Origin of the sequence: Flavobacterium sp. (genome assembly GCF_024642105.1) — a bacterium.
Classification (GTDB): domain Bacteria; phylum Bacteroidota; class Bacteroidia; order Flavobacteriales; family Flavobacteriaceae; genus Flavobacterium.
Genome location: NZ_JAHEBT010000001.1, coordinates 187,145 through 209,419, shown reverse-complemented (window position 1 = coordinate 209,419; position 22,275 = coordinate 187,145). Strand labels below are relative to the sequence as shown.

22 protein-coding genes are annotated in these 22,275 nt (G+C 32.5%); 5 read left to right on the top strand and 17 right to left on the bottom strand.

Annotation, left to right across the window (positions count from 1 at the left end):
- Positions 1 to 8 precede the first annotated feature (8 nt).
- From Q0L65_RS00995 to Q0L65_RS00980, 4 genes are read right to left on the bottom strand one after another with little or no spacing between them, the layout of a single operon-like run.
- Positions 9 to 1,481 (bottom strand): DUF3570 domain-containing protein, encoded by a 1,473-nt coding sequence (locus Q0L65_RS00995; protein WP_296682459.1) that lies wholly within the window; start codon positions 1,479 to 1,481, stop codon positions 9 to 11.
- Positions 1,482 to 1,507: 26 nt separating this feature from the next.
- The gene (locus Q0L65_RS00990) at positions 1,508 to 1,717 is read right to left on the bottom strand and encodes a DUF4266 domain-containing protein (protein WP_264533114.1); all 210 of its coding nucleotides are present in this window, start codon (positions 1,715 to 1,717) and stop codon (positions 1,508 to 1,510) included.
- Between the two features lie 3 nt (positions 1,718 to 1,720).
- The gene (locus tag Q0L65_RS00985) at positions 1,721 to 2,707 is read right to left on the bottom strand and encodes an FAD:protein FMN transferase (RefSeq protein ID WP_296682456.1); all 987 of its coding nucleotides are present in this window, start codon (positions 2,705 to 2,707) and stop codon (positions 1,721 to 1,723) included.
- Positions 2,707 to 3,138: a thioredoxin family protein gene (locus Q0L65_RS00980; protein WP_296682454.1), complete on the bottom strand. Its 432-nt coding sequence runs from the start codon at positions 3,136 to 3,138 to the stop codon at positions 2,707 to 2,709. The genes Q0L65_RS00985 and Q0L65_RS00980 overlap by 1 nt, the downstream gene beginning before the upstream one ends.
- Positions 3,139 to 3,350: 212 nt before the next feature.
- On the opposite strand from Q0L65_RS00980, the gene Q0L65_RS00975 reads away from it, so the two are divergent.
- Positions 3,351 to 5,447, top strand: coding sequence for an alkaline phosphatase family protein (locus Q0L65_RS00975; protein ID WP_296682452.1), 2,097 nt, complete (start codon positions 3,351 to 3,353; stop codon positions 5,445 to 5,447).
- Between the two features lie 38 nt (positions 5,448 to 5,485).
- On the opposite strand, the gene Q0L65_RS00970 is transcribed toward Q0L65_RS00975, so the two are convergent.
- Genes Q0L65_RS00970 through fabG form a run of 3 tightly spaced genes read right to left on the bottom strand, consistent with a single transcriptional unit; the run spans position 5,486 to position 9,360 of the window.
- Positions 5,486 to 6,490, bottom strand: a complete 1,005-nt coding sequence (locus Q0L65_RS00970; RefSeq protein ID WP_296682450.1) for a zinc dependent phospholipase C family protein — start codon at positions 6,488 to 6,490, stop codon at positions 5,486 to 5,488.
- 49 nt (positions 6,491 to 6,539) lie between these two features.
- Positions 6,540 to 8,567 (bottom strand): hypothetical protein, encoded by a 2,028-nt coding sequence (locus tag Q0L65_RS00965; RefSeq protein ID WP_296682448.1) that lies wholly within the window; start codon positions 8,565 to 8,567, stop codon positions 6,540 to 6,542.
- A 46-nt stretch (positions 8,568 to 8,613) separates the two neighbouring features.
- Positions 8,614 to 9,360, bottom strand: a complete 747-nt coding sequence (fabG, locus tag Q0L65_RS00960; protein WP_296682447.1) for a 3-oxoacyl-[acyl-carrier-protein] reductase — start codon at positions 9,358 to 9,360, stop codon at positions 8,614 to 8,616.
- 266 nt (positions 9,361 to 9,626) lie between these two features.
- Between fabG and Q0L65_RS00955 the strand changes: the two genes are divergently transcribed.
- Positions 9,627 to 10,808 (top strand): cytochrome c peroxidase, encoded by a 1,182-nt coding sequence (locus tag Q0L65_RS00955; RefSeq protein WP_296682445.1) that lies wholly within the window; start codon positions 9,627 to 9,629, stop codon positions 10,806 to 10,808.
- Between the two features lie 46 nt (positions 10,809 to 10,854).
- Here Q0L65_RS00955 and Q0L65_RS00950 read toward each other — a convergent pair whose 3' ends face one another.
- The 9 genes from Q0L65_RS00950 to Q0L65_RS00910 form a co-directional block, all read right to left on the bottom strand.
- Positions 10,855 to 11,283, bottom strand: coding sequence for a hypothetical protein (locus Q0L65_RS00950; protein ID WP_296682443.1), 429 nt, complete (start codon positions 11,281 to 11,283; stop codon positions 10,855 to 10,857).
- A gap of 75 nt (positions 11,284 to 11,358) precedes the next feature.
- Positions 11,359 to 12,231, bottom strand: a complete 873-nt coding sequence (gene sucD / locus Q0L65_RS00945; protein WP_296682441.1) for a succinate--CoA ligase subunit alpha — start codon at positions 12,229 to 12,231, stop codon at positions 11,359 to 11,361.
- Positions 12,232 to 12,315: 84 nt separating this feature from the next.
- Positions 12,316 to 12,678, bottom strand: coding sequence for a nuclear transport factor 2 family protein (locus Q0L65_RS00940; protein WP_296682439.1), 363 nt, complete (start codon positions 12,676 to 12,678; stop codon positions 12,316 to 12,318).
- Positions 12,678 to 13,607 carry a UDP-3-O-(3-hydroxymyristoyl)glucosamine N-acyltransferase gene (locus Q0L65_RS00935; RefSeq protein WP_296682437.1) on the bottom strand — a complete coding sequence of 310 codons (930 nt, stop codon included), beginning with the start codon at positions 13,605 to 13,607 and terminating at the stop codon, positions 12,678 to 12,680. The genes Q0L65_RS00940 and Q0L65_RS00935 overlap by 1 nt, the downstream gene beginning before the upstream one ends.
- A gap of 68 nt (positions 13,608 to 13,675) precedes the next feature.
- The gene (gene efp / locus Q0L65_RS00930) at positions 13,676 to 14,242 is read right to left on the bottom strand and encodes an elongation factor P (RefSeq protein ID WP_296682436.1); all 567 of its coding nucleotides are present in this window, start codon (positions 14,240 to 14,242) and stop codon (positions 13,676 to 13,678) included.
- A 34-nt stretch (positions 14,243 to 14,276) separates the two neighbouring features.
- Positions 14,277 to 15,062 carry an acyl-ACP--UDP-N-acetylglucosamine O-acyltransferase gene (gene lpxA / locus Q0L65_RS00925; RefSeq protein WP_264533100.1) on the bottom strand — a complete coding sequence of 262 codons (786 nt, stop codon included), beginning with the start codon at positions 15,060 to 15,062 and terminating at the stop codon, positions 14,277 to 14,279.
- A 67-nt stretch (positions 15,063 to 15,129) separates the two neighbouring features.
- Positions 15,130 to 16,518, bottom strand: a complete 1,389-nt coding sequence (locus Q0L65_RS00920; RefSeq protein WP_296682433.1) for a bifunctional UDP-3-O-[3-hydroxymyristoyl] N-acetylglucosamine deacetylase/3-hydroxyacyl-ACP dehydratase — start codon at positions 16,516 to 16,518, stop codon at positions 15,130 to 15,132.
- Positions 16,511 to 17,554, bottom strand: coding sequence for a UDP-3-O-(3-hydroxymyristoyl)glucosamine N-acyltransferase (lpxD, locus tag Q0L65_RS00915; protein WP_296682431.1), 1,044 nt, complete (start codon positions 17,552 to 17,554; stop codon positions 16,511 to 16,513). The genes Q0L65_RS00920 and lpxD overlap by 8 nt, the downstream gene beginning before the upstream one ends.
- Before the next feature lie 131 nt (positions 17,555 to 17,685).
- On the bottom strand, positions 17,686 to 18,915 hold the full coding sequence (locus Q0L65_RS00910; protein WP_296682429.1) for an HD domain-containing protein: 1,230 nt from the start codon (positions 18,913 to 18,915) through the stop codon (positions 17,686 to 17,688).
- A gap of 112 nt (positions 18,916 to 19,027) precedes the next feature.
- On the opposite strand from Q0L65_RS00910, the gene Q0L65_RS00905 reads away from it, so the two are divergent.
- Entirely contained in the window at positions 19,028 to 19,261 is a 234-nt protein-coding gene (locus Q0L65_RS00905) for a hypothetical protein (RefSeq protein ID WP_296682428.1), read from the top strand.
- Positions 19,262 to 19,306: 45 nt separating this feature from the next.
- On the opposite strand, the gene Q0L65_RS00900 is transcribed toward Q0L65_RS00905, so the two are convergent.
- Positions 19,307 to 20,098, bottom strand: a complete 792-nt coding sequence (locus Q0L65_RS00900; RefSeq protein ID WP_296682426.1) for a DUF1080 domain-containing protein — start codon at positions 20,096 to 20,098, stop codon at positions 19,307 to 19,309.
- 198 nt (positions 20,099 to 20,296) lie between these two features.
- Between Q0L65_RS00900 and Q0L65_RS00895 the strand changes: the two genes are divergently transcribed.
- Both Q0L65_RS00895 and tsaE read left to right on the top strand, forming a co-directional pair.
- On the top strand, positions 20,297 to 21,853 hold the full coding sequence (locus Q0L65_RS00895; protein WP_296682425.1) for a bifunctional response regulator/alkaline phosphatase family protein: 1,557 nt from the start codon (positions 20,297 to 20,299) through the stop codon (positions 21,851 to 21,853).
- On the top strand, positions 21,854 to 22,270 hold the full coding sequence (gene tsaE, locus Q0L65_RS00890; RefSeq protein WP_296682423.1) for a tRNA (adenosine(37)-N6)-threonylcarbamoyltransferase complex ATPase subunit type 1 TsaE: 417 nt from the start codon (positions 21,854 to 21,856) through the stop codon (positions 22,268 to 22,270).
- Positions 22,271 to 22,275: the final 5 nt, after the last annotated feature.

Below are 22,275 nucleotides of genomic sequence, written 5' to 3'. Positions count from 1 at the left end.
AAATAGATTTATTGCATAATAAATTTAAAAGCAATTGTGGCTATACTCGCCTTGAGTCTATCAGTCCGTTCGTATTGATGGAATCTAAAATCGATATTTTTAAGTCCGAATTGCCAAATTTTAGCTGAAGCAAAAATATCAGTATAATTAATTCCAAATCCGAATTGCTTGGTATCAAAGGTAGCTAAATCTGGGTCAGATGTATAATATTGTTCTGTAGAAAAGTGTTTTTCGTATGGAGCATAAAACTTGGAAGCCGTTTGTTTATAATAGCGAAATGTTGGAAACACAGTAAATTTGTCGGATAATTTGATTGGTAATTCTACACTTGCTGTATGGGCTTGTATATCCCAATCATCTGAATAATATCTGTAATACGTACGTAATACTAAATATTCATTAATATAATAATTAAGACGAGCTCCAATAGGCAATTTAAAACGGGTATCTGGCAATCGTTCTATATCGTCGGCTAATTTAAATACGCCGGTATTAGTAGTGTTTTCATAATTCGCTATATACTGTGATTGACCAATAAAAAAATTGGTTTTATCGGCAAAATAAATTCGGTGGTAAGGTGTTGACAATAATCCTTGTTGTTGCAAAACATCAAAGAAAACTGAAAACTGGAATCGTGTAGTTAGGATTTGAGAAAAGCCAATAGAAGCCGAATAGGAATTTCTATTGGTCAAAGCTAAATCCTTAAATTTAGTAGGAAGATACGTTTCTGTGGCTGAAATCCCGTTTTCATTGTAGACAGTTACTCCGCTAAAATAACCTTGATTTAAAAAGTTAGTGCCATATTTTGAATACTCGTGAAGTTCTGTTGGATAAATGGGGCGCCATTGGTCTAAATATACATTCGCTTTTATATTTATCTCTGTATTTTTTTCATTAAAAAGCGCTGCAATTCCTCCACCAAATCCAGCAGAGGTATAATCGTATTCATTTGAAAATGAAACGTCAGCATTCCAAATAAAATTCCTTGAATCACTACTATGACTATAATTTGCCATGACAGAAACTAATTGATCACTTTTAGAAGCTCCTGAAGATGCTTGCCATGGTGTGCCATAAGGTCCTGTAGCTGACGTTGCTTTAGTATTAGCTCTTTTGTCGTCATCGTCGTCATTTCCTGAGGCACCGGAATTATTACTATTTCCAGAAGCACCTGAAGCATTGAACGGATTTATATTGCTTGATGACGCTGAAGAATAGGCTGAAATTCCAGCATCAATGGTCAAAACATCGTCATCATTCAAAGGCATTGCTACAGTAATATTAGATGCAACATCAGTTAGCTTTTCTGTTCCAATTCCTCCTGTAACAGATGATTTTGAACCGTCCTGTTTATAATAACTAGCCAAGAAATCTACTTCCGTACTTTCTAACACCCTTTTTTTGAATGTGGGTTGCTTACTTCCTTGCGAATAAATACAAGTGATAAAAAACAGAAACAAAATTGTAGTATATTTTTTCATTGATAAAGTCATACCAAAATTAATAATTAGTTGCAACCGCATCCTCCACCCGACTTTCCTCCATTAGCTCCAGCTGCAGCTTCTCTATAGACTTGAAAAGTAGTTTCATATTTTTCTGCGGTTCGAGCGGCTAATTTCATATCGACATCGTTGATTTTTTCTTTTTCATATTCTTTAACAATAGTACAAGACTGCATTAATAAAAGAATAAACAAGGCCAAGCTTATATTTTTCATTTCTTATTTGTTGTATTTTTTAATATCAATTCCTTTTGACGAATGAATTTTTCCTTTATCATCGACAATGATACATTCAATTCCTTTTAATTGGTTTACTAAATTTAATCCAACTTCGACTCCTAAGACAAAGATCCCTGTGGCTAAAGCATCAGCAATTTCAGTTTGTTTGGCAAATACAGAAACGCTCACCACTCCTTGTGCTGGATAACCCGTTCTTGGATCAATAATGTGCGAATAACGAATTCCGTTGAACATTACATATTTTTCATAATTCCCTGAAGTTTCTACAGAACTGTTTTCTAAAGGAAAAGTGGAAAACACTTTATTTTTGTTCATTGGATTAATGATTCCAATTGTCCAGGGTTTTCCATTGATTTGTTTTCCCCAGGCATTAATATCGCCTGATACATTTACAATACCAGACTTACAACCATTAGTCACTAATAAATCTCTAACTTTATCGGCAATATAACCCTGTCCAATTCCGCCAAGGCCTAATTTCATTCCTGCTAGTTGTAAGAAAATTGTTTGATTGGATTTATCCAAAATGATGTTTTTATACCCAATTTTAGCCACCGATTTTTTAATCATTTCCTCTGTAGGCATAGTGGTCATACTTCCATCAAATTTCCAAATTTTATCCATTGAGGCATACGAAATATCAAAAGCTCCATCAGTTAGTTGTGAAATTTTAATGGCTCTTTCTACTAAATCAAATACTTCTGAATCTACTTTTATAGCTTGTATTCCAGCATTTTTGTTTACCAATGAAATTGGGGTAGTTGGAATCCAATCGGATATTTGGTTTTCAATACGTTTCACTTCAGCTATGGCTAAATCTGTGAATTGTTTACCTTCTACAGAGTCTTTGGATACCACTGTAATCTCAAAAGGGCTTCCTAACATAGACACCTTTCGTTTGTATTCTATTTGTCCAAAAGAATAGAAACTGACAATTAAGAAAGCTAATACAATACTATTTTTCATTATTTTTCGAATGAATGAATTAATTTGATGTATTCTGAAGCAGTATAATTTTTATAGCCTTCAACTCCTAAAACGGCTCCTGTTTTATCTAATAACATTACCAACGGAAAATTACCCGATGCATTGTATTTTTCAGCTAACTTTTTATTTGTTTCGGTTAAAGTTGGGCTTAATTGGTTTGCTTTTTTCTTTGGAAAATCGGCTTTATAAATTACCCAATTAGTTTCTGATTCTTTTTTAAACTCGGCAGATTGCCAAACGGTTTTTTCTAATTTTATACAAGGCGCACACCAATCAGATCCCGAAAAAACTAAAACGATATTCTTATTTTCAGCTAAAGCTTGGTTTTTGGCTTCTTCAAAAGAACTTTTCCAATTTTGAGAATATCCTAAGGCAGTAAAAAATAATAGAAATAAAACTGTTTTTTTCATTTGATATACGATAGATTATGAAACAATTACACAAAAGTAACTCAAAATCAACTGTTTTATTTTTGTTGCAATTTAATTTAAGCGAACCTTAAGTTTTAATTTCTTGAAATTGGCACAGTCAATACAATTATTAAGTATAAATTAAGCCTGCGTATTTTACACCAGTTTGTATTCCTTTCAAATTGCTTATTTTTGCAAAAAATAAATTAATTATGTCTTTTCTAAAAAAACTATCTCCTTTTTATACCCTTACTTTATTTTATATCATTGTAAGCTTTGTTTTAAGAGTTACATTATTATTTCATCCTATCACACAAGCTACTTTTTCTTGGATAGATACAATTAAAATTTTTACTCTAGGAATTATTTCAGACAGTTTAGTTTTTACAGTATTAAGTGGTTTTTTATGGTTGTATTTGATTTTTATTTCCAATTCAAAATACCTAAAACCAACAGGATATATCATTTTTGGACTACTCGTTTGTTTGTTTTTGTATGTGGCTTTTGGAAATACTATTTTGAATGAATACGGAGGTGCTTTACCTGAAATAGGAATGGCATTTATTGGTATAAAAACACTTCTTTTTGGATTGCTGTTATTTCTGCCAAAATATAGAAACACCATTCGTTTTTGGTTGTTCTCATTTGTTATATTTCTTTTTGTCACTTTGATTCTTCAAAATGCGATTAGTGAATTTTTCTTTTGGAATGAATTTGGAGTAAAATACAATTTTATTGCTGTAAATTATTTGGTTTACACCAATGAAGTGATTGGAAACATCATGCAGTCTTATCCTGTTATTCCAATCTTTACGACACTTTTTTTAATATCAGGAACAATAACTTATTTCATTATAAAGCGTTCTAAAAACTACATTGAATCCATTCCTTCTTTTGCTGAAAAAATAAAAATTTCAGGATTGTATTTGGTTATGTTATCGCTTTCATTGGCTACAATTCCTTATTTGGCGGCTAAAGAAAATTCTCAAAACATCTTTACCAATGAATTGCAGTCGAACGGAATTTATAAATTCTATTTAGCATTCATTCATAGCGAATTGGATTACTTTAAGTTTTACAAAACGATGCCAAGTCAAGAAGCGTATGCTACTTTGAAAGAGCAAATACCTGGCATTACTGATGAATCAACGTCTAGACAAATTATTGGAAAAGGCCAAGAAAATCATAAAAATGTAGTACTGATTACAATTGAAAGTTACAGTGCTGATTTTATGAAAGCCTACGGAAACGAAAATAACATCACGCCGTTTTTAGATGAGTTAGCGAACCAAAGTTTACAGTTTACCAATTTGTATGCCGTTGGAAACCGAACGGTTCGTGGACTAGAAGCCGTAACGCTTTGCTTTCCTCCTACGGCGGGTGAAAGTGTGGTAAAACGAAAAGACAATAAGAATAAATTCTCTACGGGGAATGTCTTCAAACAAAAAGGATACAATGTAAAATACTTGTACGGTGGAGATGCTTTCTTTGATAATATGGAGGACTTCTTCTCAGGAAATGGGTATGCTATAGTCGATAAAAAATCATTGAATCCAAGCGAAATTACCTTTGCTAATGTTTGGGGTGTTTGCGATGAAGATATGGCAAACAAAGCCATTCAGGTTATGAATACCGAGGCACAATCAGGTAAGCCTTTCTTTAATCATTGGATGACGGTAAGTAATCACAGACCTTTTACTTATCCAAACAATAAAATCGATATTCCAGGTGATGCCAAATCAAGAGACGGCGGAGTTAAATATACTGATTATGCTTTGAGACAATTTTTTGAAATGGCAAAAAAACAGCCTTGGTTTAAGAATACGGTTTTCGTAATTGTAGCAGACCATTGTGCATCTAGTGCCGGAAAAACAGAACTGCCATTAGACAAATACAGAATTCCAGCTATGGTATATAGCCCTGGTTTTATTGTACCTCAAAAATACAACCAGTTGATGTCTCAAATTGATCTAATGCCAACGGTAATGGGATTATTGAACTTCAACTACCAAAGTAAATTTTACGGACAAGACGTACTTCAATCTGATTATAAACCAAGAGCTTTGATTGCTACTTACCAAGATTTAGGTTTAATAAAAGACAATGTGTTGACTATTATTTCGCCAAAACAACAAGTCAAACAATTCCAATTAAGTTTGAAACCCGACCAAAAAATGACTCCTGAATACCAACTCTATTATGACCAAGTCTTGTTGAAAAAAGAAAGAACCGATTTAGTTAAAGAAACCGTTTCGTATTATCAAACGGCTTCGGATATGTTGAAGAAAAAGAAATACCAAAAAAACTAAATAAAAAAGGTGCGATTTAAATCGCACCTTTTTTATATTTAATCGAAATCTTTTTCACTTTCTAAACCAAATAATTTTCCTTGGCTCCAAAGCTTTAAATCAGCTTTTAAATTTTCTTTATTGCGTTCTGTTTGTTCTGGAGTATCTAAACTGGACAAATCCGGTTTTCCAGCATTTACCCATGCCGTATACCAATAACTAGACGTCATTACTATTGCTTTTCGCAATTGTTTTTCCACCATTCCATTCAAGGCTTGATTGTATCTTTTAACATAGTCATCTGTGTGAATTACATCATTAAATTTATTTTTCGCAATCGCTCCTTTCACATCTAAATTATACATCTTATCAACTCCAATAGCGTCTCTTAAATTTTTATCGGCTAATAATAAAGGTGCAATCAAGCTATGAGAATCATTGATGATAGACCAAGTTGTTGCTTCAATATTGGTAATATATTTTGCATCTTCAGTATGAAAATTATAATCCTTCCCAAACATTTCAGGGATACGCGCTTCCCATAAAGCATGAATTCCTTTTTGATTGGTCAATAAACCATCATGATTTACTGCAGTGTGCAAAGGCATGTGGGCATCTCCAATATAATGACCTAAATCAGCTGCTAAGAATAGAATTTCTGTTTTACGTTTATCTTTAAATGCTTTGGTTAATTTTACCATTACATCTTGAATGTACCATGGTAAAATTCCATTACTGGATAAGAATTTTTCATCGTATTTTTTCTTAGCTAATTCTAATGTTTTTGGAATCGTATCAGAAGCACCATAATTCTCTAAATCAATGAAATGTCTGGGTTTTTCTGCATTATCTCTCAGAGTATATTTTCTCAAATCTGGAACTGTTGATTCTTGTGTAACAAAATCAATATGATTGTAAAAAAAGGTACGAACAGGATCCGGAAGTGCCAAGACGGCAGCTTTATTAATGTGTTCGTGACCAAAAGGTCCCCATGAGATAGCCAGAAAAGTCACCCCTGCTACAGTTAGAGATACAACAACTGTTTTAATAGATTTTAATTTCATAATAGTGAATTTAGAGTGTAAATATATTCATAAAAAATAGAAACGTATATTATAACAAACCATTATATTTTCTAACAAACCACTCTGTAGCAAGTATAGAAACTATAATAACTAATAACCAAATCCAATCAATCAAGGGAGTGTTTTTAATTACATTTTTTTGTACCGCTTTGTACTCTTTATTTTTTAAAAGTTCTTGTATCAAATCGTCAACTTGATTGGGTAAATATACTTTCCCATTTGTATGAGTAGCTAATTGACTTAATTTATCAAAATTGGGATTTACAAATTGCTTTTCGATATCAAAATCTAAGACTTCAAAATGATTCCAATAACGCTCTTTTGAATTTAATTCAGTGATCGTAAAATTATATTTCCCCGCTGGAAGTCCGTCAAGATTGACTTTGTATGAATTACTTCCTTTTAGTAAATCATAATTTTTAACTACTTTACTTTGTGTGTTTTCAATAGTAATACTCAGTTTTGCTTTCTCATCAAATTCATAATTCTTATTAAAATACTGGGCGCTAATTTCTATTTTATCTCCCGAATTATAAAATAACTCATGTGCAACGACTAACGATTTTTTAGAAGTATTAGATGCTAAAAACTGAATAATCTTGTCTATAAAAACATCATATTTTTCAAAAGACTGATTGTCTATAAAGCTTTGTAAACGCCATTTCCAGCTATTTTCACCTAAAAGAAAAGCAGTTCGTTTCCCTTGATTTTCTGTAAAAGCAAGCAAAGGTGATTGCGTATCGATATTTCTAATTTTTGAAGAAAGTAAGACAGCAACATTTCCTTTAAGACTGATGTTTCCAAAACTATTTTGCAAGGGAGGAAAAGATTCAAATCCCATATTGTTTATTACAAACAAGTTAAATTGAGTATTGAAACCGGCAAAATAATCTTCGATTTGACTTCCCATTTTAAATGTTAAATCATTTTGTTGTTGGTTCAAAAATGTAAAATCAGTTGAAGTTCCTGTAATAATAAAAGAATTGATCCCCGCTGATTTTATCGTATCAAAAGCAGCTTTAAAACTAGAATTAGGTTGATATAAAACAACAACATTGTATTTTTTTAATTCATTGATTTCATTAGAGTTAACTAAAGTAGCTTTACGTTGTACATTAGACTCAATAGCGCGTTTTAAAGAGCCAATATCCGGATGGTTAATTGCTGAAACTAAAGCAATATTGGTCTTTTGATCCATTACTTCAATAGCAAATTTTTTAATATTGTTGAATTGATTTTTTTCTTTTTTAGAAGATGATATAGTAGCTTGATACAACTGTAACCCAATTTTATTTGCTGGTAATACCAAATTAACAACAGCGGTTTTCTTTTCAGGTAAAAAAGAAAGGACTTGTTGAGAAATTGTAACTTTTCCTTGTTGAATACTGAAGTTAGCAGTTGTTTTTTTGTTTCCAGAATAGTGAACGAACACTTCTACAGGAAACTTATTTTTGTAAAAAGCATATTTATTGACATTGATCTGATTGATTTTTAAATCAAAGACTTTTGTCGTATCCCCTAAAGCAATGGGATATACTTTGTTTTGGGTATTAAAGCTATATTCATAATCATTCCCAGTAGTCTGATTTCCATCAGTAAGAATAATGGTGGGATAGGTTTTGTGCTTAAACGTATTTTGTAAACCTTGTGCAACCACATCTAAATTGGTTTGTTTACCCTTAAAATTAAACGTTTTTGATAGTTGTATATCGGTATCAAATTGATACGATTGAATATCAAATTTTTCTTTTAAGGCAGTATTATCAACTAATTTTAGATAGGTTTCTTTAGCGTCTTTATTAGAATTAAAAAAAGGAATTGAACTGGAATTATCCATTGCTACCACTAAAGGTGTTTTTTCTACTTCAAGCGTATTTCTGGTAATCGTAGGATTAATTAACAAAAGAAAAATTCCTAAAAAAGATAAAAAACGTAAAAAAGCCAAAAACAAATTCAATCTAAATTTGTTTTTGGCTTTGTATACGTATTGAAAAAAGGCTAAACCAGCGGCAATCAAAACAGAAAGAATCAGTAATAGGATTGAGTTGGTGTCCATTTTATATAAAAATTACAGTTTGAATAATCAAACTATTGGCAAACGATTATGTTAGCATTCCACCACAAACGTTAAGTACTTGACCAGTTACGAAAGCACTCATATCTGAAGCGAAGAAAAGACAAGCATTAGCTACATCATCAGTAGTTCCACCACGTTTCAACGGAATTCCATCTCTCCATCCTTGGACTACTTCGGGACTTAATTTGGCCGTCATTTCTGTTTCAATGAAACCTGGAGCAATAGCATTACAACGAATATTTCTTGAACCTAATTCCAAAGCAATTGATTTAGTAAAACCAATAACTCCTGCTTTAGAAGCTGCATAATTGGCTTGACCTGCATTTCCCTTCACTCCTACTACACTACTCATATTGATGATAGAACCTGAGCGTTGTTTTAAGAAAGTTTTTTGAGTGGCTTTAGTCATATTAAAAACCGATTTCAAATTCACATCAATTACTTGATCATAATCGGCTTCTGACATACGCATTAACAAATTATCTTTTGTGATTCCAGCATTATTGATTAAAATATCAACCGTTCCAAATTCTTCAATCACAGCATCTACAAAAGCCTGAGCTTCGTTAAAATCAGCTGCGTTGGATTGGTATCCTTTGGCTTTGATTCCCATTGCATTTAGTTCATTTTCTAAAGCCAAAGCTGATTCTACAGATGAGCTATAGGTAAATGCGATATTAGCACCGTGTTGAGCAAAAACTTCTGCTACTCCTTTACCGATTCCACGGCTTGCGCCAGTAATAATGGCTACTTTTCCTTCTAATAATTTCATAGTATACACTAAATAGTATTTAATTCAAATTGGTCTTGATAGAATATTATCCTTCATCTTTGATGATAACTAACAGACACCAAATATAGGAATAAATGTGGATTGAAAAAAAGTGGCAATTAAATTTAAAGTTAAACTATTTTGAAAAAATAATTTATATCAAATCATAATGATTTATTAAAGTTTCATTTTGCCCAAAGACTAATCACAATTTTTTTTATTTATTTACGTTTTAAATCAATCTCAAATCTTAAAAATCCAAATCTATGAAGAAATCAACTTCTCTTTTATTTCTAGGAAGTATTATGACTCTTTTTTCTTGTAGCAATACAAGTGAGAGTGTATCAACAGAAACTTATCCCAATGTTGTAGCAACTTTTGCAGGAAAAATTGATCTCAATAATTTAAGTAATTATGCTAATCAAACCAAACCTGCCTACATTACAAAAGATAACACTGCTGATAATCCAATAACAGATAAAGGAGCTACTTTAGGAAGAGTGTTATTTTATGATAAAAATTTATCTTCAAATAATACTATTTCGTGTGCTTCTTGTCATATTCAAGCTAATGCTTTTGGTGATGATACTGATGCAAGTGATGGAGTTAATGGTACAACTACTCGACATGCTATGCGATTAATCAACTCCAGATTTTCAAATGAGCGAAAATTCTTTTGGGATGAAAGAGCCACTACTTTAGAAAATCAAACCTCCCAACCTATTCAAAATCATATTGAAATGGGATTTAGTGGAACAAGTGGTGATGGTTCAATAACTACTTTAATTACAAAATTGCAGAGTATTGGATATTACAAGGAGTTGTTCAAATATGTGTATGGTTCAGAAGAAATAACCGAAAATAAATTGCAATTAGCTTTAGCTCAATTCATAAGAAGTATTCAATCTTTTGATTCTAAATACGATGCTGGACGTAGCACTGTACAAAATGACAATCAAGCCTTTCCTAATTTTACAGCTCAAGAGAATCTAGGAAAAAATTTATTTTTAACACCGCCTGTTTTTGATACTAATGGTGTTAGAACTTCAGGAGGTTTTGGTTGTGCAGGATGTCACGCAGCACCTGAATTTGATATTGATCCTAATACTAAAAATAATGGGATAATTGGCATTTTAAACGGAACCGGAATTGATATTACAAATACTAGAGCTCCTTCTTTACGAGATTTAGTAAATACCAACGGTATTCCAAATGGTCCCATGATGCATACCGGAAGTTTTGCTACTCTACAAAATGTTATTGGCCATTACGGAAATATAACTATAGCACCAAGAAATACAAATCTTGATCCTCGATTAACTCCGGGAGGGATTGGACAACAATTGAATTTTCAGCCAGGAGAAGTAAATGCACTAATTGCTTTTATAAAAACACTATCAGGAACAAATGTATATATAGACCCTAAATGGTCTAGCCCGTTTAAATAATAAAATAAGCGCCAATTAGGCGCTTTTTTTATTTTATATGTAAGTATTAGAATGCTACATTCCATCTAGGTAAACTTCCATTTTCATCTAAGAAATTTTGTAAAACCTGACCTTCTATAAAAGTAGGGATCACTTTTACCTTATCGTTGAAAGTATCGTACCAAGCCACTTCTAAGCGTGCTATGTTTTCTAATTTCATTTGTGCTGGCCAAGAATATTTTCTACCTGTTTTGGCAAATTGATGACCATTCACAATTTTGTCATATAAACCCCCATTCTTGCTTTTTAAAGTTCCGTTATTTTGAACAGTTCCTGTAGAACCTACCATAATCAATTCTTTTTCTTCACCATCAATAGCATAGACCAAGAAAATTCCACTAGCGCTTTCTGGAGCATTACACACTTCTTCTAAACTATCTTCTTGACCAAAAGTAAAACTCTTTGTTACTTTAAACTTTTTTAATTCTTTGTACATTCTTATTACTGTATTTATTAAACAAAATACCCCACGAAACCGTGAGGTATTTTACATGCTATATTGAATTTAGGACTAACCTAAAACTTCTTTTACTTTTTTACCAATTTCTGCTGGAGAGTCAACCACGTGAATTCCGTTTTCTCTCATAATTTGTTTTTTAGCTTCAGCGGTATCATCAGAACCTCCTACAATTGCACCTGCGTGACCCATTGTACGTCCTGCTGGAGCAGTAACTCCTGCAATAAATCCAACTACTGGTTTGCGGTTTCCATCAGCTTTAATCCATTTAGCAGCATCAGCTTCTAATTGACCACCAATTTCACCAATCATAACGATACAATTTGTTTCAGGATCATTCATCAATAATTCAACAGCTTCTTTTGTTGTTGTTCCAATAATTGGATCTCCACCAATTCCAATTGCAGTAGTAATTCCTAATCCTTGTTTCGCTACTTGATCAGCTGCTTCATACGTTAAAGTTCCTGATTTAGAAACAATACCTACAGTTCCCTTTTTGAAAACAAAACCTGGCATAATACCCACTTTAGCTTCATCTGCAGTAATGACACCTGGACAGTTTGGCCCAATTAATCGTGCATTTCTATCTTTAACATAACTATTGGCTTTAATCATATCTGCTACAGGAATTCCTTCTGTAATAGCAATAATTACTTTGATTCCTGCATCTGCAGCTTCCATAATTGCATCAGCTGCAAAAGCTGGTGGTACAAAAATAATTGAAGTATCAGCACCTGCTTGTTCAACAGCATCTTTTACTGTATTGAAAACAGGACGATCTAAATGCGTGGTTCCTCCTTTTCCTGGAGTTACACCACCTACAACATTTGTACCATATTCAATCATTTGAGAAGCGTGAAACGTTCCTTCGCTTCCTGTAAATCCTTGAACAATTATTTTGGAATTTTTATTAACTAAAACACTCATGATATATTTTTTATATGATTTTAAAAATTGTTATGCAAAAGTAAGGTTTTGAAATTATTTTTGAACTTTTTAATTGAAAATAAATTAAGAAATTTGACTCATTTGATACCCTCTGTATAATTTATTGTCCTTTAGTTGCCAAATTACTATAAAATTTGCTAAAAACATTTCTTCTCTTGGATTTTCGATAGTCTTCACATAGTGAGAATAACGAACTGAAACTAAATCATTTTCAGTAAGAATATGACTAATTCTAACTTTAGAACGAACATACGCTTTACTTAATTCATTCGCTAAATTAAGAATGGATTCATAATTCATTTGAACAAATCCTTTGCTGCTGTTCCAATCTAAAATAATTTCAGGATGCAGGAAATCTTTCATGACTTCGACATCGATTAAAGCATCCGATTTGTAAAAATTTTGCACTAATTTTTTCGCAGACATTATTTCAATTTATTTAATAGTTCAGGTATTTTTTTGATATTGGCTAATTGTTTCAATTTCTCTCTAGATTCTTCTATTGGTGTGCCAAAATACGATTTTCCACCTTCAATAGATTTGGTTACACCAGTTTGCCCCATTACAACAGCTTTGGTACCAATAGTAATTCCGCTAGTGGTTCCAACTTGTCCCCACAGTGTTACTTCATCTTCAATAATCACACACCCTGCAATTCCTGTTTGAGAAGCAATTAAACATTTTTTCCCAATTACGGTATCGTGACCAACATGCACTTGGTTGTCTAATTTACTTCCTTCTCCAATAGTAGTATCTCCTGTAACTCCTTTGTCAATCGTGCAAAGTGCTCCAATACCAACATTGTTTTCAATAACCACTCTTCCTCCCGAAAGTAATTGATCAAAACCTTCTGGACGTTTTTTGTAATAAAAAGCATCTCCTCCAATCACTGTCCCAGCATGAATAATCACATCGTCACCAATTATGGTATGATCATAAATGGCTACATTAGAATGAATTAAACAATTATTTCCAATAACCACATTATTTCCAATGAAAGTATTGGGCTGAATTATCGTTCCGTGACCAATTTTTGCCGAAGGCGAAATAGACACATTTGAGGATTGAAAAGGCATAAAATGTCTTGTCAATAGATTAAAATCTCTGAACGGATCATCCGAAATTAATAAAGCTTTGCCTTCTGGACAATCCACTTCTTTATTAATTAAAATAATAGTGGCATTGGATTGTAATGCTTTATCGTAATATTTAGGATGGTCTACAAAGACAATATCTCCTGGCTCAACTACATGGATTTCATTCATACCCAAAACAGGAAAATTCGCTTCACCCACAAAATTACAGTGAATTAAGTCGGCAATTTTTTTTAGAGTTTGAGTGGTAGAAAATTTCATGTAGTATTAATTTAAAAAAAATAAAGGTTGATAGTCCAGAGACAACCAACCTTTTGTAATTAATTTATTTATTCTTTTACACGTTCCATATAAGAACCTGTAGCCGTATCGATTTTAATTTTGTCTCCTTCGTTAATAAACAAAGGTACGTTTACTGAAGCTCCAGTTTCAACTGTCGCTGATTTAGTAGCATTAGTTGCTGTATTTCCTTTTACACCTGGCTCAGCATAAGTCACTTCTAAAATGATAGAAGCCGGCATATCTACAGAAAGCGGCGCTTCAGTTTCAGCATTAATCTGGATCATTACATTCGTTCCTTCTTTCAATAAATCTGGATTATCTAATACATTTTTATTTAAGGTAATTTGTTCAAAAGACTCATTATTCATGAAATGAAAATCGTCTCCTTCTGCATAAAGATATTGAAATGTATGCGTTTCTACACGAACTTCATCAATTTTATGACCTGCAGAAAAGGTATTGTCCAATACTTTCCCGTTAGTTAAAGACTTTAATTTTGTTCTCACGAAAGCAGGACCTTTACCTGGTTTAACGTGAAGGAATTCAATAATTTTATAAATATCGTTATTGTATTTGATACATAATCCGTTTCTAATATCTGATGTACTTGCCATTTTAAATTGTATTTGTTGTTTTATCTAATTTTTATTAATAATTGCCACTATAGCCTTTCATTACCCCTCTAGAAGAATTTCGAATAAAATCTAAGATTTCATCACGTTCTGGAGTAGCTTCCATTTCAGCCTCAATAATACCAATAGCTTGAGTAGTGTTGTAATTTTTTTGATATAGAATACGGTAAATATCCTGAATTTCTCTAATTTTTTCAGTTGTAAAGCCTCTTCGTCTTAATCCAATAGAATTAATTCCAACATAAGACAAAGGCTCTTTTGCGGCTTTTGTAAAAGGTGGAACATCTTTTCTTACCAATGAACCTCCAGAAATCATAGCGTGGTCACCAATGTGTATAAATTGATGTACCGCAGCTAATCCACCAATTACTGCATAATTACCTACAATAACATGTCCTGCCAAAGCCACTCCATTTACAATGATGGCATTGTTTCCTACAACGCAATCGTGAGCAATATGTGCATAAGCCATTACTAAACAATTATCGCCAATGACTGTTTGCCCAGAAGCAACAGTTCCTCTATTGATGGTAACACATTCTCTAATGGTACAATTGTCTCCTATAATTGCTAAAGAATCTTCACCTCCAAATTTCAAATCTTGAGGTACAGCTGAGATAACTGCTCCGGGGAAAATATTACAATTTTTTCCAATTCTGGCACCTTCCATAATGGTTACATTGGAACCAATCCAAGTACCATCACCAATCACTACATTATTATGAATAGTTGTAAAGGGTTCAATAACCACATTTTTGGCAATTTTTGCGCCAGGATGAACGTATGCTAACGGTTGATTCATCTGTTTTGTTTTATAATTTCTATTAATTAGAAAATTCGCAGTAAAACTACTGCGAATTTTCTAAATTTTATTGTTTTCTAGCAATTTGCGCCATTAATTCTGCTTCTGCTACTAATTTACCATTAGCATAAGCATTGGCTTGCATATGACAAATTCCTCTTCTTATAGGAGTAATCAAGTCACATTTAAATATCAAAGTATCTCCTGGAAGTACTTTATGTTTGAATTTGACATTATCCATTTTCATGAAATAAGTCAAATAATTTTCTGGATCTGGAACAGTACTTAATACTAAAACCCCACCTGTTTGTGCCATAGCTTCTACAATTAAAACACCCGGCATAACTGGTGCTTCTGGAAAATGTCCTACGAAGAAATTTTCGTTCATAGTTACATTTTTCATTCCTACCACATGATTTTCAGACATTTCGATAATTCTATCAATCAATAAAAAAGGAGGCCTATGGGGTAATGTTTCCATAATTTTATGAATATCCATCAATGGTTCTTGATGTAAATCATACGTTGGAACAAAATTACGTTGTTCAATTTTTATAATCTTAGCTAATTTTTTAGCAAACTGCGTATTGACATAATGACCTGGTTTATTCGCAATTACTTTTCCTTGGATTCTAGTCCCAATTAAAGATAAATCACCAACAACATCTAATAATTTATGTCTTGCCGCCTCGTTAGGATAATGCAATGTAAGATTGTCTAAAATTCCATTTGGTTTCACGGTTAATTCCTCTTTTCCAAATGCTTTTTTTAGATTTTCCATTGTAGTTGCTGATATTTCTTTATCAACATATACAATAGCATTATTCAAATCGCCACCTTTAATTAGTCCGTTATTTAAAAGAGATTCTAATTCGTGTAAAAAGCTAAAGGTTCTTGAATCTGAAAATTCCTTTTTAAATTCAGAAAGACATTTCATTGTAGCATTTTGAGTTCCTAAAATTTTAGTTCCAAAATCTACCATGGTAGTAATGCAATAATTATCACTAGGCATTACTAAAATTTCACTCCCTGTAGCTTCATCTGTGAAAGAAATAACTTCTTTTACTACATAAACATTACGTTTAGCCTGTTGTTCCTCAACTCCTGCTTTTTCGATAGCTTCAACAAAATATTTAGAAGAACCATCCATAATTGGTAATTCAGACGCGTTTAATTCAATAATAACGTTATCTAAATCACAACCTGTCAAGGCAGCTAAAACGTGTTCTGGAGTTTGGATTTGAACTCCTAATTTTTCTAAATTGGTGCCACGTTGTGTATTGACTACATAATTAGCATCAGCCTCAATTACTGGTTGTCCTTCCAGATCTACTCTAACAAAAGTAAAGCCATTATTTACTGGTGCAGGTTTAAAAGTCATAGTAACTTCTTTACCTGTGTGTAGTCCAACTCCTGTTAGCGAAATTTCTGTTTTGATGGTTTTCTGTTTAACCATTTTGTTTGTTTTTTTGGTTTAGTATTTCTTTTTTTAACTCTTCTAGTTCAGCGACAATTTTAGGTAAATTTTTAAAATGAACATAGGATTTCGAAAAATCAGAATAGCCAAAAGCAAGACTTCCTTGCATGATTTGCCCCTCTTTTACATTTTTAGTAATCCCCGATTTGGCTTTGATACCAACATTATCTCCCACCGTAATATGTCCTGCGAAACCTACTTGCCCTCCTATCATTCCATTTTTACCTATTTTGGTAGATCCTGCAATTCCAGTTTGAGCTGCAATTACCGTATTTTCTCCAATTTCAACATTGTGAGCAATTTGAATTTGGTTATCTAATTTAACCCCTTTTCGAATAATTGTTGAACCCATAGTGGCTCTGTCAATCGTGGTACAGGCGCCTATTTCAACATCATCTTCAATAACTACATTCCCTATTTGAGGAATTTTTTTGTAGGTTCCATCAGCATTAGGAGCAAACCCAAAACCATCAGATCCAATGATTGCTCCAGAATGAATGGTACAATTATTTCCAATTACTGTTTCTGAATAAATTTTTCCTCCTGCAAAAATGGTCACATTGTCACCAATCACAGCATTATCACCAACAAATGAATTGGGATATATTTTGACATTATTCCCTAAAACTACATTTTTTCCGATGTAACTAAAACTTCCTAAGTACAAATCAGCACCATATTGAGCACTTTCGTCAATAAATGAAAGTGGTTCAATTCCGGTTTTATTCAATTTAACTTGATTGTAAAACTCTAATAATTTGGTAAAAGCGCCATAAGCATCCTTTACTTTTATTAAAGTTGTTGTTACAGCTGATTCTGGTACAAATGTATTATTTACAATAGTAACAGACGCTTTTGTTGTATAGATGAAATTTTGGTATTTTGGATTGGATAAAAAAGTCAAAGACCCTTCTTGTCCTTCCTCTATTTTGGATAATGTAGACACTTCGGCATTAGGATTCCCTACGACCTCACCTTCTAAAATTTCCGCTATTTGCTCTGCTGTAAACTTCATTCTAGAGGATCGTTTTTGAGATAGGCATACAATGAAACGCACTTAATAAAGTGATTTGAGTATATAATAAAGATAACTTTGTTTGTTTCATTCCGACAAAAATATAAAAAATAGATTTTATTACAGCGTTTTTACACCAGTTGTTTTGGAAAACATATGTAATATTTAGTTACTAATTTTGATAATGATTTCAAATTCAATTGGTCTGATGCTTCTACTACATCTTCAATAGTTTTGTCTTTTTTCAGAATTCGAATTGGTTCGGCTTCTTTGCTGTAGGCTTGATTCTTAATTTTTCCTTTAAAAATAAAATAATTCGTATCTGAAACCGATATGTTATTTTCGGCTGCAAAACGTTCTTGTAAAGGCGCTATTTCGTCCAAAAGTATTTTTTCGGAAGCCACTTTAATCTTTGGTAAATCGCGATTGATAATCATTTTGCTCAATGAAGACAAAATAAAATCATCCTGTCGTTGCCATGATTTTAAAGCACTAATGATATCAAAATCGTCTAACTGTGAAAATAAATCGAGTGTATTAGCATCAAAATCTTCAAGAGCAATTCGATTTTGCATAAAAAACAATAACGGTTCACTACAAGGTAATTCAACACCTTTCAATGTTAGTTCTTTGGCTCGCTTTAGCACTTTGGTCAAAATTAATTCAGCCACCAAACTAGTTTTGTGTAAATACGCCTGCCAATACATTAAACGTCGTGACATCAAGAATTTCTCTACGGAATAAATTCCTTTTTCTTCAATCACCAAAACATCATCCACCACGTTCATCATTTGAATCAAACGTTCTGAATTGACGTTCCCTTCTGCTACTCCCGAATAAAAACTATCGCGTTTTAAATAATCCATACGATCCATATCCAATTGACTTGAAATCAATTGCAACATGAATTTACGATGGTATTCTCCTTTAAAAACTTGAATAGCCAAACTCAATTGTCCGTTGAATTCTTCGTTCAATTGATTCATGAAAAGTAATGAGATAGCTTCGTGATGCACATTTTCAACAATACTTTTTTCCATAGCATGTGAAAATGGTCCATGACCAATATCATGAAGTAATATGGCTATATACAAAGCATTTTCCTCTTCTTCAGAAACAGAAACGCCTTTAAATCTCAACACATCAACGGCTTTTTGCATCAAATGCATACAACCTAAAGCATGATGAAAGCGAGTGTGATTGGCACCTGGATAGACTAAATACGACAATCCCATTTGAGAAATACGTCGCAAACGTTGAAAATAAGGATGCTGAATTAAATCGTAGATTAAAGCGTTAGGAATAGTAATGAATCCATAGATAGGATCATTGAATATTTTAAGTTTATTGATTTGGCTCACATTATAGTGCTTTAGGGCAACAAATATAAGGAAAATTGATTTATGTTTTGAATCCGTTTTTTTCTTAAATTTGTTAGAAAGGGTATTAATTTAGAACTAAATTAGAAAAGAGATGGACAATCAAAAATTACAGAACGACAAGCTACATTTGATTAACTGGATTACTCAAATTCAAGATCATGCTTTAATAGAAAAGATTAAATCGTTGATGAGTGCTTCTAATCAAAATTTAGAACTTACCAAAGAACAAGAATTAATTTTAGCCTTAGAAAAAGGAAAAGAAATTGGCACTCAAAAAAATGTTGATGAACTAAGCATTAACTCTAAAACCGATTATGAATTGTAAATCAACCTTAATAAAAAAGGAGAGCAATTGCTCTCCTTTTAGTTTTTATAATCTTCTCAGCCAAATGTTTCTGAATTGTGTTTTGCAACCATGGTCTTGAAGTGAGATAACGTCTTCTCCATGAGATTCAGGATAATTATGCAATCCCATATACAATGTCAAACCATTGATAGTAGTGTTATTTTGAACCACAACACCATTATGAAAAACGGTAATTCTTGCTGGAGCATCAATCAATCCATTCGCTTTGAAACGAGGTGCTGTATAAATTACATCGTATACATTCCACTCTAATGGAGATTTCATTGCATTTACTAATGGTGGATGATCTTTATAAATACTTCCCGCTTGTCCATTGTTGTAGGTTCTGTTGTTGTATGAATCTAACACTTGTAATTCATAACGGTTTTGCAAAAATACACCGCTATTTCCTCTCATTTGACCACCATCAACTACTTCATCTGGAGCGCTCCATTCGATGTGCAATTGACAATCTCCAAATTTCATTATAGTTTGAATATCCCCTGAATCTGGAACTACTTCAAAATAATCATTATTGACAATTTTCCATCCTGCAGGCTTGCTATTGTCTTTTTTATTTACCCATTGGTTTAAGTTTTTACCATCAAATAAGACAATCGCATCCGAAGGTGCATCACCTATTTTTTTAGCTGGAGTAATTACTCTTACTTCTGGATTCCAAATTTCAGTCATTTCTGGTTTCATTGGCATTGGCGAAACCTCAGGAGGTGTGTTTACAAAAGCGTGTTGTGCAAAAGACGCTGTAACTGAAAATACAGTCACTAATAAAGCGTTTTTAATTGTTTTAGTTTTCATAGTTTTTAGTTAATTTGATAAAGTATAAAAGTAGTAAATTCGTCTTGACAAGCAAGTTAAAGCGAACTATTTTTTTTAAGTAGTGGAAAATTCTGTTTGTCACTATTTTAGCTTCGGTAATTTCAAAAAATTATATTTATTTTAGCAAAGCAACGTTTTAAAAACTGTAAATTGCCCTTCGGTAATAGATAACGCACTATGGAAGATACAATAAAGATCCTTTGGGTAGACGATGAAATAGACCTTTTAAAGCCTCATATTTTATTTTTAGAAAAGAAAAATTACAGTGTAACTACTTGTAATAATGGCTTGGACGCTATTGGTATTTTTGAAAGCAATAACTTTGACATTGTCTTTCTTGACGAAAATATGCCGGGTATGAGTGGTTTAGAAACGCTTTCAGAAATGAAAGAAAAAAAATCGTCTGTTCCAATGATTATGATTACCAAAAGCGAGGAAGAATACATCATGGAAGAAGCGATTGGTTCCAAAATTGCCGATTATCTCATTAAACCCGTAAACCCCAATCAGATTTTACTAAGCTTAAAAAAGAATCTAGACCATTCGCGTTTAATTTCTCAAAAAACAACCTTAGATTATCAAAAGGAATTTAGGAAAATCACCTTAGAAATGGCATCCGTCAATTCTTTTGAAGATTGGATTGAATTGTATAAAAAATTGATTTTTTGGGAATTACAACTCGAGAATATCAACGATGCTGGGATGAGTTCTATTTTGGAATCCCAAAAAACAGAAGCCAATTCTCAATTTGGAAAATTCATAGAACGCAATTACGAAAATTGGTTTGAACCCAAAGCCAATCGTCCTGTATTATCACACACTTTATTTAAAGAATTAGTCGTTCCTGAAATTATAAAAAAAGACAAACCCGTACTTTTTGTTGTAATTGATAATTTGCGTTATGATCAATGGGAAGTGTTGGAAAACGTAGTAAGCAATCATTATAAATTAGAAAAAGAAGTGCCTTACTACGCTATTTTACCTACTGCTACACAATATGCTCGAAATGCTATTTTCTCTGGTTTATTACCCGTAGAAATGGAAAAGCAATTTCCGGAATATTGGAAAAATGATACCGATGAAGGTGGGAAAAATATGTTTGAAGCCGAATTTTTAACTTCACAGCTAAAGCGTCTTGGGTTGAATATCAAACAAGATTATTTCAAAATTACTAATCTAGCTAGCGGACGTAAATTAGTAGAGAATTTCAAATCGTTAAAAAACAACGATTTGGTTACGGTAGTTTATAATTTTGTCGATATGTTATCTCATGCTAAAACTGAAATGGAAGTAATTAAAGAATTAGCTCCTGACGATAAAGCATACCGTTCTCTAACCTTAAGTTGGTTTAAAAATTCGCCACTTTTAGGGATAATTCAACAAGCGCAAAAAATGGGATTCAAGTTAATTATCACCACAGATCATGGTACTATTAATGTTAAAAATCCTTCAAAAGTAGTGGGTGATAAAAATACGAGTTTGAATTTACGTTATAAAACGGGTCGAAGTCTATCGTATGAAAACAAAGAGGTATATGCCGTAAAAGATCCTAAAAAAATAGGATTACCTAGTATCAATATGAGTAGTTCTTATATTTTTGCAAAAAATGATTTATTTTTGGCGTATGTCAATAACTTCAATCATTATGTTAGTTATTATAAAAATACGTACCAACATGGAGGTATTTCATTAGAAGAAATGATTGTCCCATTTTTGGTTTTTAATCCAAGATAAATGGAAATAGTATTTACCATAGACGAACTTGAATCGGTTGCTCAACAAATCATTGCTCAGCAACCTGCCAGAGTAATTCTTTTTCACGGAGAAATGGGTGTAGGAAAGACTACTTTAATTAAACAATTATGTAAAAAACTCGGTGTTACCGAAGCAACAAGTAGTCCAACCTTTTCTTTAGTTAATGAATACGAAACAATTACTAATCAAATAGTTTACCATTTTGATTTTTATCGATTAAAGAATGAAATGGAAGCTTTAGATATGGGAGCCGATGATTATTTTTATTCGGGAAATTGGTGTTTTATTGAATGGGCAGAAAAGATTCCCAATCTCATTCCAGAAGAACATGCTATTATTACAATTGAGTTAGTCGACGACGGAAAACGCCATCTTACACTGACTAATTCGCAATAATTAAA